At 61.6% G+C, this 15,603-nt stretch carries 11 protein-coding genes and 2 tRNA genes; 8 read left to right on the top strand and 5 right to left on the bottom strand.

What is annotated here, in order from left to right; translation table 11 throughout:
• Positions 1–27 precede the first annotated feature (27 nt).
• The 3 genes from DESLA_RS0111765 to rpsU are packed head-to-tail and all read right to left on the bottom strand — an operon-like array spanning position 28 to position 3,043.
• Positions 28–2,373: an endonuclease MutS2 gene (locus DESLA_RS0111765; protein WP_028572600.1), complete on the bottom strand. Its 2,346-nt coding sequence runs from the start codon at positions 2,371–2,373 to the stop codon at positions 28–30.
• A 23-nt stretch (positions 2,374–2,396) separates the two neighbouring features.
• On the bottom strand, positions 2,397–2,843 hold the full coding sequence (locus tag DESLA_RS0111760) for a GatB/YqeY domain-containing protein (RefSeq protein ID WP_028572599.1): 447 nt from the start codon (positions 2,841–2,843) through the stop codon (positions 2,397–2,399).
• Positions 2,840–3,043 carry a 30S ribosomal protein S21 gene (gene rpsU / locus DESLA_RS0111755; protein WP_028572598.1) on the bottom strand — a complete coding sequence of 68 codons (204 nt, stop codon included), beginning with the start codon at positions 3,041–3,043 and terminating at the stop codon, positions 2,840–2,842. The genes DESLA_RS0111760 and rpsU overlap by 4 nt, the downstream gene beginning before the upstream one ends.
• Before the next feature lie 388 nt (positions 3,044–3,431).
• Here rpsU and DESLA_RS0111750 point away from each other — a divergent pair, with 388 nt between their 5' ends.
• The 7 genes from DESLA_RS0111750 (at position 3,432) to DESLA_RS0111715 (ending at position 14,487) form a co-directional block, all read left to right on the top strand.
• Positions 3,432–5,459, top strand: coding sequence for a methyl-accepting chemotaxis protein (locus DESLA_RS0111750; RefSeq protein WP_028572597.1), 2,028 nt, complete (start codon positions 3,432–3,434; stop codon positions 5,457–5,459).
• Between the two features lie 76 nt (positions 5,460–5,535).
• Positions 5,536–6,018, top strand: coding sequence for a chemotaxis protein CheW (locus DESLA_RS0111745; RefSeq protein ID WP_028572596.1), 483 nt, complete (start codon positions 5,536–5,538; stop codon positions 6,016–6,018).
• 136 nt (positions 6,019–6,154) lie between these two features.
• A complete protein-coding gene (gene hypF, locus DESLA_RS0111740; RefSeq protein ID WP_028572595.1) occupies positions 6,155–8,497 on the top strand; it encodes a carbamoyltransferase HypF in 2,343 nt (780 codons plus the stop codon).
• A gap of 107 nt (positions 8,498–8,604) precedes the next feature.
• Complete coding sequence (locus DESLA_RS0111735; RefSeq protein ID WP_028572594.1) at positions 8,605–12,198, top strand: FAD-binding and (Fe-S)-binding domain-containing protein; 3,594 nt, start codon at positions 8,605–8,607, stop codon at positions 12,196–12,198.
• Positions 12,199–12,242: 44 nt separating this feature from the next.
• The gene (locus DESLA_RS0111730; protein WP_028572593.1) at positions 12,243–13,649 is read left to right on the top strand and encodes an NAD(P)-dependent malic enzyme; all 1,407 of its coding nucleotides are present in this window, start codon (positions 12,243–12,245) and stop codon (positions 13,647–13,649) included.
• A 16-nt stretch (positions 13,650–13,665) separates the two neighbouring features.
• Positions 13,666–14,091: a Holliday junction resolvase RuvX gene (gene ruvX, locus DESLA_RS0111725; RefSeq protein WP_028572592.1), complete on the top strand. Its 426-nt coding sequence runs from the start codon at positions 13,666–13,668 to the stop codon at positions 14,089–14,091.
• A gap of 304 nt (positions 14,092–14,395) precedes the next feature.
• A tRNA-Ser gene (locus tag DESLA_RS0111715) sits at positions 14,396–14,487 on the top strand.
• Between the two features lie 145 nt (positions 14,488–14,632).
• On the opposite strand, the gene DESLA_RS20195 is transcribed toward DESLA_RS0111715, so the two are convergent.
• Entirely contained in the window at positions 14,633–14,836 is a 204-nt protein-coding gene (locus DESLA_RS20195) for a hypothetical protein (protein ID WP_051434625.1), read from the bottom strand.
• 107 nt (positions 14,837–14,943) lie between these two features.
• Positions 14,944–15,020, bottom strand: a tRNA-Arg gene (locus tag DESLA_RS0111705).
• Between the two features lie 119 nt (positions 15,021–15,139).
• Here DESLA_RS0111705 and mutT point away from each other — a divergent pair.
• The gene (mutT, locus tag DESLA_RS0111700; RefSeq protein ID WP_035261764.1) at positions 15,140–15,559 is read left to right on the top strand and encodes an 8-oxo-dGTP diphosphatase MutT; all 420 of its coding nucleotides are present in this window, start codon (positions 15,140–15,142) and stop codon (positions 15,557–15,559) included.
• The last annotated feature ends 44 nt before the right edge of the window (positions 15,560–15,603 follow it).

The following is a 15,603-nucleotide window of genomic DNA, read 5'->3' as shown; positions in this document are numbered from 1 at the left end:
AATTGTCGTTGCCGGAAGTCGCCCGTCTTACCGCAAAGTGACCACGGTCACCCCATCACCGCCCTGGTCCTCATTGGCCACGGCATACGCGGAGACTACCGGGTGGCTCTTGAGAAATTGATGCACTTCCCGACGCAGGGCCCCGGTGCCGCGGCCATGGATGACCTCCACCTGCTCCGAACCGCGTAGCAAGGATCGGTCCAGAAAGGCGGCCAGTTCGCTGAGGGCCTCGTCGGCCCGTTGGCCGCGCAGATCCAGGCGCAGGGGAGCCGGAGCGACCTGGGCGGAGCGCAAGGTTGCAGCGACGGGGCCGGGAGGGGAAGACTCCTCTTGGCGACCATGCGGCGCAACGTCCCGATGGGATAGCCAGAGGGACACACCTCCCAACTCGACCTTCAAGGTCTGCTTGCGCTCGTCCTTTTCCTGGACCGTCCCGGTTTTGTTCCAGGCCGGGTACGCGACCTGGTCGCCGACCTGGTAGTCTTCCCAGGTGGCGGGGGACTGGTTCTCGGACGCGTCGGCCCGTGAATTTGTCTCCAGGTGCTTGCGGGTTTCGGCCAATTCGCGCAAGGCTTGGCGGCGCGAGATTTTTTCCTCGCGCAGCCTGGCCAGCACGTCCTGGGATTGTTTTTTGATGTCCTGGAGCAGGGCCGTCTTGTCCCGGTCGAATTCGGCCCGCAGCCTGGCCTTGCGTTGACGCAGATCCGCGCGCAGTTCAGCGAGTTCGGCCAGTTCCTTCTCCCGCTCCACGGCCAGGGCGTTGAGGCGCTCCACCAGTCGGGTGGTGTCCGCCCCGTCCAGCAGCAGGTACTGTTCGGCCTTGGCCAGGATCGAAGCGGGCAGGCCGTACTCCCGGGCCACTTCCATGGCCTGGCTGGCGCCCACCTGGTCGTAGGCCAGGGTGTACAGGGGCTTGTTGGTTTTGGGATCAAAGAGCACCGAGGCCGAGCGCACGCCGTCCCGGGTCAGGGAGTAGGCCTTGAGGGACGGAAAGTGGGTGGCCACAGCGGCCCAGGCGCCTTTGTCCAGCAGGCCGTCCACCACGGCCTGGGCCAGAGCCGCGCCCTGGCTGGGGTCGGTCCCGGCCCCGAACTCGTCCAGGAGAACGAGGCTGCGGGCGTCGATGCGCTCCCAGACCGCGGCCACGTGGCTGATCTGGGCGGAGAACGTGCTCAACTGACCTTCCAGGCTCTGTTCGTCGCCCATGAACACGTGGATGTCCCGCCACAGCGGCAGGGTTCCGCCCTCGACCGCGGTTACGGCCAGCCCGGAAAAGGCCATCACGGCCAGCAGGCCGGCGGTTTTCAGGGCCACGGTCTTGCCGCCGGCGTTGCCGCCGCTGATGATCAGGACCCGTTGGTCGCCCTTGAGCTGGATGTCCACGGGCTTGGCCGCATGGCCGGCGAGGAGCAGCAGCGGATGCCGGGCCTGCTTGAGATCCAGTTCGCCGTCCGGGGCAATCTCCACGGGCCGGGCCTCCATCCGGTGGGCCAAATGGACCGCGGCCAGGAGCAGATCCATGTCCGTCAGCCATTGGAAGAGGGGCCGCAACCGATCCAGTTCCTGGCGGACCAATCCGGTGAGCTGAGCCAGGATGCGGTTCTCGGCTTCCCGCTCCTCCTGTTTCAGCTCCTGGAGCTTGTTGTTGACCTCCACCAGAAACATCGGTTCGATGTAGCAGGTCTCCCCGGTCTGGGAATAATCATGGATGATCCCGGCCACCTTGCCCTTGAAATTGCTTTTCAACGGCAGGACGTAGCGGTCCGAGGAGATGGTCATGAAGTCGTCCTGCAGATAATGGCCGATACCCTGATCCGTGACGAAGTCCTTGACCCGTTTGGTGCATTGCTGATGAATCCGGCGGATTTCCTGGCGCACGGACCAGAGTTCCGGAGAGCTTTCGTCCTTGAGCCGACCGTCGTCGCCGACACAGCGTTTCAGGGCAGCGGCGGTGAGTTCCGGCCAGGAGAGGGATTCGGCCTCCAGGCGCAGGTCCGGCCAACGCGGCGCGTCCTTCGGAGCATTCGTCGGCCCATCCGTGGCGAGCAGCCCCCCCCGGAGTTCCTTGGCCGCTGCCAAAAACCGGCCCAAGGCCCACAGGGCGTCCAGGTCCAGAACGCGGGATATCTGGCTCTGGGGTTGGACATAGGCCCATACCCCGCTCACGTCCGGAAAGCCCGGGCAGTCGACCCGTGTTTCGCCGACCCAGGCCAAGGCTTGGCGCAGGCGGGATTGGCGACGGGAGACATCTTCCAGAGTCGAAGCCGGGGTTACCGCGCTCGCGGCTCGGGCCCCGGATTCGGAACGGCAACAGGCGGCCAGCGCCTCAAGGATCTTGGGAAATTCGAGAAGAAGAAGTGTTCGGGATTCCATCGCAGAATGGAACCGGGCGTGTTTTAGGAAGAAAGGCGGTTCCGCACCAGTTCGCTGACGGCCTTGCCGTCCACCCGCCCTTTGTGGGTGTTCATGATCGCCTGAATGACCCGTCCCATGTCCTTGACGGACGTGGCCCCCTGTTCAACGACCACGGTCTTGATCAGCGCCGTCAGTTCGTCGGCGGAGAGGGGCTGGGGTTGGTAGGCGCGCAACAGTTCCAGTTCCGCGGCCTCCTTGGCGGCCAGTTCGTCCCGGCCGGCCTTGGAGTACATGTCGATGGATTCCTGGCGCTGCTTGATCTGCTTGAGCACGAGGTCGAGGACTTCGTCGTCGGTCAGGGGGCGCTGGAGGTCCACCTGACGATTCTTGGCGACCGTCTTGAGCATGCGCAAGACGGCCACCAAGTCGGTGTCCTTGTTTTTGTAAGCGGCGATGAAATCGCGTTCGATCCGCTCTTGAAGGCTCATCGTGAAGTGTTTATTTTTCGGGATTTCTTGACGGCGCGCTTGCGGGCGGCGGCTTCCTTCTTCTTCTTCTGAACGCTGGGCTTTTCGTAGTGCTGCCGCTTTTTCAGCTCGGAAAGGATGCCGGCCTTTTCCACCTGTTTCTTGAATTTACGCAAGGCAAAATCAAAGTGATCGTTTTCACTCAAAACAATTCCTGGCAAGTTGTCTTCACCTCCCGGACTCACGACGGTTAGGATTTGCGTTCGTGAGAGAAACTTTCAAAAAGAGTGTGATTATATCCAAAAGCAGGGAGGGTGGCAAGCAAAATATTTCAGTTCGTGTACAAACAAAACGACTTTCGCTGATCCCAACGGCTGGTTTGGGAGGCAAGCCGTTCAGTTTACTCTGTTGTGTTTACAGGATTGTGGCGTTGTGATATTATTCACAATGTTTAGTTGTGCTTTTTGGGGTCGTTCTGGCAAGAATTGTCGGCAACGGCTGGGACGGCACGTCTCGCGCCGTTCCTGGGGTTAAAGATATTTCAAAACCGGCCGATAATCGGTTCCTAACGTTTCCATCTTGTTTTGCAGCCTGGGAGGGCTTGAAAAGATGCGTATTCCAATTTTTGGTAAGCTGATCGGCATCATCGTCCTGGCGGTTCTCCTGACCAGTGGGGTCCTGTTTTTGACCACGAACCACTATGTCACCAAAGGATTCGACGAAAAAGCTCTGGAGGAACTCGGCGGGTTCAAGGGGGCCGTGGAGGCGGAGATCAAGGATTGGGAGGTGCTGCTCGGAACCGTGGGCATGCTCTTGGCCGCCAATTTCGAGGTGCAGCACGCCATTGATGAGCACAACACCGGCTTCCTGCGCGCCCTGGCCCGAGACGTGATTGAACAAACCGGGATAGACTTTCTGACCTTTTCCGACGCCCGCGGCGTGGTTGTGTCCAGGGGGCATTCAGAAAATGTCGGAGACAGTGTTGCCGGGCAGGTTAACGTCCAAAAAGCTCTGCGGGGGCAGCCCAGCGTGGGTATCGAGCAGGGTACGGTGATCAAATTTTCGCTTCGTGCCGGGTATCCGGTAAAGATGGGAGACCGGATCATCGGCGTGGTCACGCCGGGATTCGACCTTGGAAACTTTCAGTTCGTCGATGAGCTGAAACAGCGCTTCGGCGTGGAAGCCACGATTTTCGAGGGCGACACTCGGCTGGCCACGACCATCATGCGCGACGGACAGCGGGTCGTGGGCACGAAGATGGACAATCAGAACGTGATTTCCACGGTGCTGCGCCAACAACAGACATTTTTCGACCGAAATCTGATTCTGGGGCGAAACTACGATACGGCCTATTGGCCACTGATCGACGCGACGGGTAACGTGGGCGGCATGTTTTTCATCGGGGTCGAGCGCAGCGTCATCGAGCAGGCTCAAAGCAGCATTTTGACGTCCATTTTGCTGGTCAGCGTGATTATCGGCGCGGTGATGATCGCCGTCGGCGCGGTTTTCGCCCGGACCTTGTCCGGCCCCATCGGACGCGCCACCAGTTTTGCTACCTTGGTGGCCCAAGGTCGACTGGATGAGCAGCTGGACATCAAGAGCAAGGACGAAATCGGCACATTGGCCCAGGCCTTGAAAACCATGGTGGCCAACTTGAAGGCCAAGATCCAAGAGGCCGACGACAAAGCCGAGGAAGCCGATCGCAAGGCCCATGAATGCAACCTGGCCACCCAGGAGGCCGAGGAAGCCAAACGCCAGGCCGAGCAGGCCAAACGAAACGGCATGCTTCAGGCCGCAGGGAGCATTGAAGGCGTGGTGGAACAAATGACGTCTGCCTCCGAGCAGCTTGCCGCCCAGGTGGAGCAGGCCAGCCGCGGATCCGAGGAGCAGCGCGCCCGGACCGGGGAGACGGCCACGGCCATGGAGGAGATGAACGCCACTGTCCTGGAAGTGGCCAAGAACGCCTCCCAGGCCGCCGAGGCCTCGGATATGGCCCGGACCAAGGCGGTGAACGGCGCGGACGTGGTCAGCGCCTCAGTCAACGCTATTAACAAGGTCCAGCGGCAGGCCGGAGCAATGAAGGAGAACCTGAATGACCTGGGCCGGCAAGCCGAACAGATCGGGCGGATCATGAACGTGATCGAGGATATCGCGGACCAGACCAACCTGCTGGCCCTGAACGCGGCCATTGAGGCGGCCCGTGCCGGAGACGCGGGCCGAGGGTTCGCCGTGGTGGCCGACGAGGTGCGTAAGCTGGCCGAGAAGACCATGAACGCCACCAAGGAAGTGGGCGAGGCCATCTCCGCCATTCAGCAGGGTACCCGGAACAACATTCAGGGCATGGACCAGTCCGTGGTCGCCATAGAGGAAGCCACCCAATTGGCCAACAAGTCTGGCGAAGCCCTGAAGGAAATTCTGGTCTTGGCCGAGCAGGCCGCGGATCAGGTCCGATCCATTGCCACGGCCGCGGAACAGCAGTCCGCCACCAGCGAGGAGATCAACCGTGGAGTGGAGGACATCAACCGGATCGCTTCGGAAACCAGCGAGGTCATGAACCAGTCGGCCCAGGCCATCTCCGAAGTGGCCAGGCAGGCCCAGGAGCTGCAAAACCTTGTTCGGGAACTGAAGAACGTTTAGTGTTGCCGGTCTGCTTTTCAGCTGATAGATAGTTCCGAACAGTCACTGAGCCGTTCACCGCTTAGGGAGAAATCGTATGCAAGAACATTATGCCCGGCAGGAAAAGGACAGCGCCCTGCTCCAACTGGTCACCTTTCACATCGGCGACGAAGAATTCGGGGTGGAGATCCTCAAGGTCCAGGAAATTATCCGGATGATGGGCATCACCCGGGTGCCCAAGGCCCCGGATTTCGTGGAGGGTGTGATCAATCTGCGCGGCAAGGTCATCCCGATCATCGACCTGCGCAAACGCTTCGGTATGGCCGCCCAGGACCACGACAAGCACACCCGGATCATCGTCATCGAGATCAACTCCGTCATCATCGGCTTCGTGGTGGATTCGGTGTCCGAGGTGCTGCGCATTCCGGCGAACACCGTGGAACCGCCGCCACCGATCATTTCCGGCATCGAGTCCGAATACATCAGCGGGGTGGGCAAGCTGGCCGACCGCCTGCTGATCCTGCTGGACCTGGACCGGCTGCTGAGCAAAGGCGAGCAGAACATGCTCTCCGGATTGTAGGACGCCGCCATCTTCACCGACTTTTCTTTCCCTCCCCCGTGCCCCGAGGCGGTTTGTTCCGCCTCGGGGCATTTTTGATCTCGTCCTGAAGGATGTTTTTTCGGGCCGGACCGCCAAAATCGCCCCACCCGCACCCATGCATTCCTTAACGCGTCATCGTCTCGTGGTCACCGGCCAGGTCCAGGGCGTGGGCTTTCGGCCCACGGTGTACAAGCTGGCCCTGGGGGCCGGGTTGACCGGATTCGTCCGCAACGCTCCCGAGGGAGTGATCATTGAGGTCCAGGGACCGGACGCCGCGACTTCCTCCTTCAGCGACCGACTCCGGCAAGCCCTGCCGCCCTTGGCCCGGATCACCTCGTTGCATACCGAACGGATCGCACCTCAGCCGGACGAAGCGGCCTTCCGTATCCTGGAAAGTACGGCCGGAGATGGCCACCAGGTGCTCATCAGCCCGGACACGGCCACCTGCGCGGATTGTTTGCGGGAACTGTTCGACTCGCGAGATCGCCGTTATCGCTATCCCTTCATCAACTGCACCAACTGCGGGCCGCGCCTGACCATCACCCGGAGCATCCCTTACGATCGGCCCATGACCTCCATGGCCTGTTTCCCGCAGTGTCCTGACTGCCTGCGGGAGTACGAAGACCCATTGGATCGCCGGTTTCACGCCCAGCCAAATTGCTGTCCGGTTTGCGGGCCGCGAGTCTGGCTGAGTTCGCCGTCCGGGGAACGATTGGCCGAGGGAGGCTCGGCAATGAGCGCGGCGGCCACGGCCCTGGCCGAAGGAAAAATCTTGGCCGTGAAGGGCCTGGGCGGATTCCACCTGGTCTGCGACGCAGGGGACGATTTAGCCGTGGCCGAGTTGCGACGGCGCAAGCAGCGCTGGGAAAAACCGCTGGCCGTGGTGGCTCCGGACCTGGAAACCGCCCTCAGGGTGGTGGAGGCGGACCCGGTGGAGCGGGAGCTTCTGTTGTCCGCCCAACGGCCCATTGTACTCTTACAGCGCCTGACCTCCGTCGCTGGGCCGGCGCTCTCAAAGCATCTGGCCCCGGACACGGATCGCCTTGGGCTGATGCTTCCCTACACGCCCCTGCATCATGTCCTGCTGGACGCGTTTCGGGAAGCGGCCGGGCCAAAGCGGCTCCCGATCCTGGTGGCGACCTCCGGCAATCTGAGCAGCGAACCCATCGCCCTGGGCAACCGGGAAGCCCTGGAACGTCTTGCGCCCTTGGCCGATCTGTTCCTGCTCCACGACCGGGACATCCTGATCCGTTGCGACGATTCGGTGCTGCGCGTGAACCGGGAGACAGGGCGGCCTGAAATGCTCCGGAGGGCCAGGGGATACACGCCGTCGCCGATTTTTTTGAACCGCGGCGGTCCGTGCGTGCTGGGGCTGGGGCCGGAACTCAAGGCCACGGTCTGTCTGACCAAGGGGGATCAGGCCTTTGTCAGTCAGCATATCGGGGATTTGACCAACCTGGAAACGTTTTCCTTTTATCAGGACACCATCAGCCACCTGCGATCCATTCTGCGGGTCCAGCCCGAAATGCTGGTCGCGGACCTGCATCCGGACTACATGAGCACCGGCCATGGCAAGGAGCTGAGCGAGCGGCAAGGAATGCCCCTGGCCCAGGTGCAGCACCATGTGGCCCATATCCTCTCGGTCCTGGCCGAGAATCGGCACGAGGAGCCAAGTCTGGGGCTGGCCCTGGACGGGGCCGGGCTGGGCACGGATCGGACCATCTGGGGCGGCGAGGCCCTGTTGGTGGACCCGCAAAGCGGAGAGTTCAACCGCGCGGGCCACTTCACGCCGGTGGCCCAGCCCGGCGGCGAGGCCGCGGCCCGGGAACCCTGGCGCATGGCCAGGAGTTACCTGTGGAGCATCGGGGTCACGGCCCCTGGAAATCGCCCCTGGCCCTGGCTGGACGAATACTCCCAGGCTGACGCCTTTGTCGGGGCCATGCTCAAAAAGGGGATTAACTGCCCGACGACCACCAGTTGCGGTCGCCTGTTCGACGCCGTGGCCGGCCTGCTCGGCCTGAAGCACGTCATGGCCTATGAAGGACAGGCCGCGATTATCCTGGAGCGGGTTCAAGACCTCGACGATCAGGCCACGCCTTACGTCTGCCCGGTGCTGGCCGACCGTGATCCGGTGCGGCTGGACACCCTGCTGCTGTTTCGTCAGGTCCATGCGGACTGGGAGACCGGGGTGCCGATAGGGGCTATCAGCCGGCGCTTTCATCTGGGCCTGATCCAGGGGCTGGCCGAGTTGGCCGCCCTGCTGGCCGAGCAATCCGGTACGCGCACCGTGGGCCTGAGCGGAGGGGTGATGCAGAACGCCACCCTGAGCACGCTGCTGCCCGAGGCCCTGTCCCGGCGCGGCCTGACCCCTCTGGTCCACGCCCACCTCCCCCCCAACGACGGCTGCATCTCCCTGGGCCAGACCATGTACGGCAAAATCCTGCTCCAGCGCGGCTGATCACGCCGTACTTTCTTGCTTTGAATCGCGAAAAAGGCCGCCTTGTGTTTCCATGGCGTCTTGACTAACATTTCTTCTTTTTCGCCTTTTTCAAGTTGGTACCCATCATGACCCAGCGCGGACCCCATCTTTCCGTCCCCCATATCCGTCTTCTGCCCCGAGTTTTCAATCTGACCCAGGACCAGGTCGAGTCCTGGCCGGAAACCGTGCGCACCCTGGCCGTGGACCTGGCCGCCGAGCTGTTTCTGCTGCGCTACAACCCGTTCATCCCCCAGGAAATGGTCCGTCGCAGCGTGGACAACCAGTTGGCGGTCATCGTCCCGTCTCTGGCTCCGGAGTACGCCACGGCACTGCAAGAGGCCGTGGAGCATTTTTGGCGGGACTACGAAGCGGAGCAGACGTTCAAGCAGAACCTGATCAAGCGCCTCCGGCAGTGCCTGCCGGAGGAGTGCGTCAACAATCATCCCAACGCCCTGGTGGAGTGTTCCACCGACGCCACGGACCTGCGCTTGGAACTGCCCTTGCTCGTTCTGGCTCCGGAAAACACGGAACAGGTTCAGTGCATCATCCGGTTGGCCAATGAGCTGGAGTTCAGTCTCGTGCCCCGGGGGGGCGGCTCCGGCCTGACCGGAGGGGCCATTCCGGCCGGTCGAAGGACGGTGATTCTCAGCCTGAGTCGGATGAAGGCCGTCTTGAACATTGATGTTCAGGAAAAGGTCCTGTGCGCCCAGAGCGGGATGATCACCCTGAACGCGATTCAGGCCGCGGCGGCCCAGGGGTTGCTGTTCACCGTGGACCCGGCCTCCAAGGCCGCCTCGTCCCTGGGCGGAAACATTTCCGAGAACGCCGGCGGGCCCTTTGCCTTTGAGTACGGGACCACCCTGGACAACCTTCTCAGCTACGTGATGGTCCTGCCCAATGGAGAGCGCATCGAGGTGCGCCGCAAGGATCATCCCCGGCACAAGATTCTACCTCAGGAAACCGCGGTGTTCGAAATCCTGGACGACCAGGGCCGGGTCACGGAATCCATTGCCCTGCACGGCGGGGACATCCGGGGCGCGGATCTGGGCAAGGACGTGTCCAATAAATTTTTGGGCGGGCTGCCGGGCATTCAGAAGGAAGGCGTGGACGGGGTGATCACCGAGGCCTGCTTCACCCTGTATCCCCAGCCGGCCTTCTCCCGGACCTTATGCCTGGAATTTTTCGGACGGAGCATGCACCCGGCCATGCTGGTGATCAATGACCTGGTGGGCATGCGCGACACCATCCGGGAGCAGGGCGACCTGGTCAAAATGTCCGCCTTGGAGGAGTTCGGGCCGAAGTACGTCCAGGCCATCGAGTACCAGAAAAAATCCTCCCGCTACGAGGGCGACCCCATCTCCGTGCTGCTGATCCAGATGGATTCCGACGACGAAGCGGCTCTGGACGAGGCCGTGGACATGGTGGTGGACATTGTCGGTCCGTACGAAAACGTGGAGGTGTTTACGGCCATGGACGCCCGACAGGCCGAGGTGTTCTGGGAGGATCGACACCGCCTGAGCGCCATCACCCGCCGGACCAGCGGATTCAAGATCAACGAGGACATCGTCATCCCTTTGAAGGTGATTCCGGAGTTTTCCGACTTTCTGGAGCAACTGAACCTGCGCTACCTGGCCAAGGCGTATCGCAAGGCGCTTCAGGAAGTGGGCGGCCTGGACGGGCTGCCGGACAGCGACGAGTTCGTGGAGATGGAACTGGACTACTGCGCCCGGATCCTGCGCGGCGAGATCTCGGCCAAGGAGCTTTCCGACCAGGAGTTCGAGATCCAGACCCAGTTCTTTTTTCAGGATCTGCGCAACCGCTATCCCCGACGGCAAGCCCAGCTGGACGCCATCCTCTCCCGGATGCGCGGGACCCGGGTCATCGTGGCCAACCACATGCACGCCGGGGACGGCAACTGCCATGTGAACATCCCGGTGAACTCCAACGACCCGCACATGCTGCACCAGGCCGAGGAAGCGGCCGGCGAGGTTTTCAAAAAGGTCCTGGAACTCAAGGGCGCGGTGTCCGGGGAGCACGGCATCGGGATTACCAAGATCGCCTTTCTGCCCGAGGAAAAGATTAAGGCCCTCAAGGCTTACAAGGCCAAGGTCGATCCCGGGAACATCATCAACCCCGGCAAGCTGACCAGCCGGGAGCAGCTGGTCCAGCCGTTCACCTTTTCCTTTAACCGTCTGATTCAGGATCTGCGCCAAAGCGGCCTGCCGGAGCGGGCGCGGCTGATCAAGCTGCTGACCAGCATCCAGACCTGCTCCCGGTGCGGCAAGTGCAAGCAGGTCTGCCCCATGTATCTCCCGGAAAAGGGGCTTTTGTTCCATCCCCGGAACAAGAACATCAGTATGGGGGCGATGATCGAGGCGGTGTTCTACACCCAGCTCCAGTCCGGACAGCCGGATCAGCGTTTGCTCAAGGAACTGGGACGGTTGATGGAGCACTGTACGGGCTGCGGCAAATGCATGTCCGCCTGTCCGGTGAAGATCAACACCCCGGATGTGATTCTGGATTTGCGCGGCTATCTCAAAGGCAAGGGGGCGGACGGCCATCCGTTCAAGAACCGCATCCTGGACTACCTGGCCAAGGACCCGGCGTGTCGTTTGCCCCGAGCGGCCAAGTTTCTGGCCGTGGGCCAGGCCATCCAGAACACCGCCGTGGGGCTGATCCCCTCGAAGTGGCGTCGACGGGCCGAGAGCCCGCTGCTCCAGGGCAAGGGGCCGAGCATGGAGATGAAGAACCTGTCCGAGAGCCTGAACCTGGCCAAGGGCAGCGTCTTTCTCCCGGCCGGCAACGGCGGCTCGATCCCGAACAAGGAAACCGTACTCTATTTTCCCGGATGCGGCGCCGGACTGTTTTTCCGTTCCATCGGCCTGGCCACCATCTCCTTGCTCCTGGACGCGGATTGTCAGGTTATCCTGCCCGAAGCTCATCTGTGCTGCGGGTATCCGCTGTTGGCCAGCGGCGGCGAACAGGCCTTCGGGGCCAACCGGGAACGAAACATCGCCGCGTTGAACCGCCTGCTGAACAGGGTCAGAGCCCAAGGCTTCACGGTTTCCCACGTGATCACGGCCTGCGGCTCCTGTCGGGAAGGGCTGCGCGACTACAATCTGGCTTCGTCCTCGGGCCCGGCCCTGGAGCACCAGGACGCCTTGCAGTTTCTCCTTCAACGCATAAGTCAGAAACAGGGACACAAGCAGGCCCAAAAACAGAACAGATCGCTGATCCAATCTCTCCAGGCCGGTGGTTCGCGCGAACTGCTTTATCACGCCGCGTGTCACGCCGAATGGTCCGGGGTGGAGGGCGTCAAGGCGGCCAGAACCTATGCCGAATCCCTGAGCAAGCTCCTGGACGCCAAGGTCCGCGTCAGCCCGCACTGCTGCGGAGAGAGCGGTCTGGGGGCCATGACCTCCCCGGCCATCTACAACAAGCTGCGCCGGCGCAAGATCGACCAGTTGCGCACGGACATCAGTCAGGTGGATTCCCCAGAGCCGATCCTCGTCGGATGCCCGTCCTGCCGCATCGGGCTGACCAGATGCCTGAACGAACTGGGACGCCCCCGGGAGGTCCGGCACACCGTCGAATACCTCGCCTCCCTGCTCGGCGGCCCGGACTGGGAAAAGAACGCCGTCAAACGCATCACTCAGGCCCGGTTTGTTCCGGAGCGGTGAGACGGTATCATAATAACCATTTAGCAAGAGGAGCCTTACTCACCATGAGCACCCATTTTTCCGCAAGTTACAGTTTTACCATGGATATCCGGCTGGAGAAGAAGCAGGAGAATCGCGTTCTGCTGTTGGAGACCTTGGGCCGTGAAGGCGCGCGCTTGGTCCAATTTTTCCGTGTGGGCGAAGACGGGGAGGCCGAGGAAATTTCGTTGGAGTTCTACGCCACGTCCGTGGAACACGGGGAAAAGGTGGTCGCCGCGGTGCAGGCCCTGCCCTGCGTGCTGGATTCCTGGGCCACGGACACGACCATGGCCATTCACGACGGCGGCAAGCTGGAAATCGCGCCCACGTTATCGGTGGACAACGCGGACGAGCTGGCCATGGCCTATACGCCCGGCGTGGCCCGTGTCTGCCAGGCAATCCACAAAGACCCGGAGCGGGCCTTTGACCTGACTATCCGTCAGAACTGCGTGGCCGTGGTTTCCGACGGCACCGCGGTTCTGGGGCTGGGGAACATCGGGCCCCTGGCGGCCATGCCCGTGATGGAAGGCAAGGCCGTGCTGTTCAAGGCCTTTGGCCGGGTGGACGCTTTCCCGCTGTGCGTGAAGACCACGACCCCGGAAGAACTGATCGACTTCGTGGAAAAGGTCGCTCCGACCTTCGGCGGAATCAACCTGGAAGACGTGGCCGCGCCCAATTGCTTCATCGTGGAGCAGGAACTGAAGAAGCGCTTGGACATCCCGGTGTTCCACGACGACCAGCACGGTACCGCCGTGGTGGCCTTGGCTGCCCTGCTCAACGCCCTGAAGCTGACCGGCAAGAAGATTGAGGATCTCAAAATGGTGGTCAACGGGTTCGGGGCCGCCGGAGTGGCCTGCGCCAAAATGTTCGCCGAGGCCGGGGTGAAAAACATCATTCCCTGCGACCGCACGGGCGTGGTCTATCGCGGCCGGACCAAAGGCATGAACCCGGTCAAGGAAGAGTGCGCCCGGATTTTCAACCCGAACAACGAACAAGGCTCTCTGGCCGACGTGATCAAGGGCGCGGACATTTTCGTGGGCGTATCCGGACCCGATACGTTGAAACGGGAGGACGTGCTGAAGATGGCCCCCAAGCCGATCATCTTCGCCATGGCAAACCCCATTCCGGAGATCCTGCCCGAGGAAATAGCGGACCTGGATTGCCTGATCGCCACCGGTCGCTCGGACTACCCAAACCAGATCAACAACGTGCTCTGCTTCCCCGGCATCTTCCGGGGCGCTCTGGACTGCCGGGCCTCGGACATCAACGAGGCCATGAAGCTGGCCGCGGCCCAGGCCATCGCGGATTGCGTGGACGACGAACAACTGGCCCAGGGCGTGATCATTCCCAGCGCCTTCCATCCGGGGGTGGCCGACGCCGTGGCCGAACGGGTGGAGCAGGCGGCCCGGGATTCCGGAGTTGCCAGGATCTAAGGAATCGGGCTTGGGCATGCGTGTGCTGGGCGTCGACTATGGTACAAAGCGGGTGGGTCTGGCCCTGAGCGACGGCCTGGGGCTTTTGGCCCACCCCTATGCGACCCTGGAGCGGACCACCCGTGAACGGCTGTTTGCCGACTTGTTGGCCATCGTGGTCGAGGAAAGCGTCCGGACCATCGTGCTTGGACTACCCCAGGCCCTGAACGGCCAGGAAACGGAAACCACCCGCCAGGTCCGCAATTTCGCTGAAAGCCTGCGTCGTCGGACGGACGTCCCGGTGGTATTCCAGAACGAAGCCTTCAGCTCGGTGGAGGCTGAGCGCAACCTGCGCGACGGGGGCCGTCGCGGCCGTAAGGTCAAGGCCGTGCTCGACCAGCAGGCTGCCGTGGTCATCCTTAACGACTACCTGGAAAGCTCCAGACAGTCCAAACTCCCTTGAACCCGATCGGAAAAGACAAGGAGGCGTCATGGAAACCATTCTGTCCTCGATATTCATCATCCTGGTGGTAGTCGTCTTCGCGTTCATCATGCGCAAAGGCGGCGGCTTCTCCGGCTGAGGTCCGGCCAACAAGGGCTGCGGTACGCAGCCGAAGAATCCGGAGCCGGCGCAAGGGAAGTCCAAAAAGCGACGAAAGCAGTATTGACGGGCGCTAAGCGGCTTCAGGAACCATGTTGCAATATTCGAGTCAAAAAACACTTGCCAAGTTCCGAACAATTCTTTAGGTAATCTCTTTTTTCAAGCAGGAGAGGTGTCCGAGCTGGCCGAAGGAGCACGATTGGAAATCGTGTGTGCGCTAACCCCGTACCGAGAGTTCGAATCTCTCCCTCTCCGCCATTACCGCTGACGTCAGCCCCCGGAAACGGGGGCTTTTTTTTTTGGCCAAATGGCCCCCAGGTGCCTCGCCAAGCGCTCCAGAATTTGTCCGGGCAAGTCGTTTCGCAATGCCCCGGCTTTCTTTCCGTTCGGACACTCTTGAAATCTACTTCGCCATGGCCGGTTCGCCCTCCAGGTAGGTTTTGACGGCACGGTCATTTCCCAGCATCATCAGCACCAAGAGTTTTTCACGCAGCGACGTGGTTCGGTCCATGCGATACCGCATCAAAGGCGTGCAGGTCGGATACAGGACGACGAAGTTCGCTTCCTTGCCCTTGGAAAAGTTCCGGATGCAGCTTTCCAGACCCAACTTTTTTTTCTGGCTCGCTAGGCGGGTTTTTAAGCCGTTTTTTGGCAATCTTTTGACAAAAAAACAAAAAAGGGCTTAGGCGTTATGCCTAAACCCTTAATTTTCTTTGGTGCGCCCGGAGAGATTCGAACTCCCGGCCTGCGGATTCGAAGTCCGACGCTCTATCCGGCTGAGCTACGGGCGCATGGGAGTTGTTTAGGTTGTCCTGGTTGGGGCGTCAAGAGATGTTTTGATTGGTGAAGTTGAGAGTTGGGTTTGGTCGTTCTGGTCAAATGCGGTCTTTTGGGCTAATCGGTGGAATTCATGACGGTATGGAAGGAAGAGGCGGCTCCCTTGCGGGTCGTGGCGGGAATTGTCTGGCACGGTGACCGGTACTTGGCCGTGCGGCGACCGGAAGGCAAGCATATGGCCGGATACTGGGAGTTTCCCGGAGGCAAGATCGAAGCCGGGGAGACGCCGGATCAGGCATTGGCGCGGGAGTTGCGTGAGGAATTGGGAATTTGTGTCGCGGATTCCCGCCTTTGGCGGGATAGAGTCCACCGGTACCCGGATTTGCATGTGCACGTATTTTTTTACATGGTAAACGCGTTTCAGGGGGAGCCCCTCCCCCGTGAAGGCCAAAGCATGGCCTGGGTGACGCCGGCGGAAAACGCGTTGCCGTTTTTGCCGGCCGACCTGGGTGTCGTGGCGGAGTTGGCCGCGATGTTCGGACCGCGGAGCTGACACAGGACTGTGCCCGGGCTGCCGGGTACTGATCAGGAGCGCTG

The organism is Desulfonatronum lacustre DSM 10312 (assembly GCF_000519265.1).
Lineage (GTDB): Bacteria > Desulfobacterota > Desulfovibrionia > Desulfovibrionales > Desulfonatronaceae > Desulfonatronum > Desulfonatronum lacustre.
Note: the sequence above shows the minus strand (reverse complement) of the source record. Positions and strands in the feature narration are given on the sequence as shown.

Excerpts from the sequence above, each read along its gene's own strand:
- DESLA_RS0111735 (WP_028572594.1), top strand. The coding sequence starts at position 8,605 with ATGACCCAGCGCGGACCCCATCTTTCCGTCCCCCATATCCGTCTTCTG.
- DESLA_RS0111750 (WP_028572597.1), top strand. The coding sequence starts at position 3,432 with ATGCGTATTCCAATTTTTGGTAAGCTGATCGGCATCATCGTCCTGGCG.
- DESLA_RS0111760 (WP_028572599.1), bottom strand. The coding sequence starts at position 2,843 with ATGAGCCTTCAAGAGCGGATCGAACGCGATTTCATCGCCGCTTACAAA.
- ruvX (WP_028572592.1), top strand. The coding sequence starts at position 13,666 with ATGCGTGTGCTGGGCGTCGACTATGGTACAAAGCGGGTGGGTCTGGCC.
- DESLA_RS0111745 (WP_028572596.1), top strand. The coding sequence starts at position 5,536 with ATGCAAGAACATTATGCCCGGCAGGAAAAGGACAGCGCCCTGCTCCAA.
- DESLA_RS0111730 (WP_028572593.1), top strand. The coding sequence starts at position 12,243 with ATGAGCACCCATTTTTCCGCAAGTTACAGTTTTACCATGGATATCCGG.
- hypF (WP_028572595.1), top strand. The coding sequence starts at position 6,155 with ATGCATTCCTTAACGCGTCATCGTCTCGTGGTCACCGGCCAGGTCCAG.
- mutT (WP_035261764.1), top strand. The coding sequence starts at position 15,140 with ATGACGGTATGGAAGGAAGAGGCGGCTCCCTTGCGGGTCGTGGCGGGA.
- DESLA_RS0111765 (WP_028572600.1), bottom strand. The coding sequence starts at position 2,373 with ATGGAATCCCGAACACTTCTTCTTCTCGAATTTCCCAAGATCCTTGAG.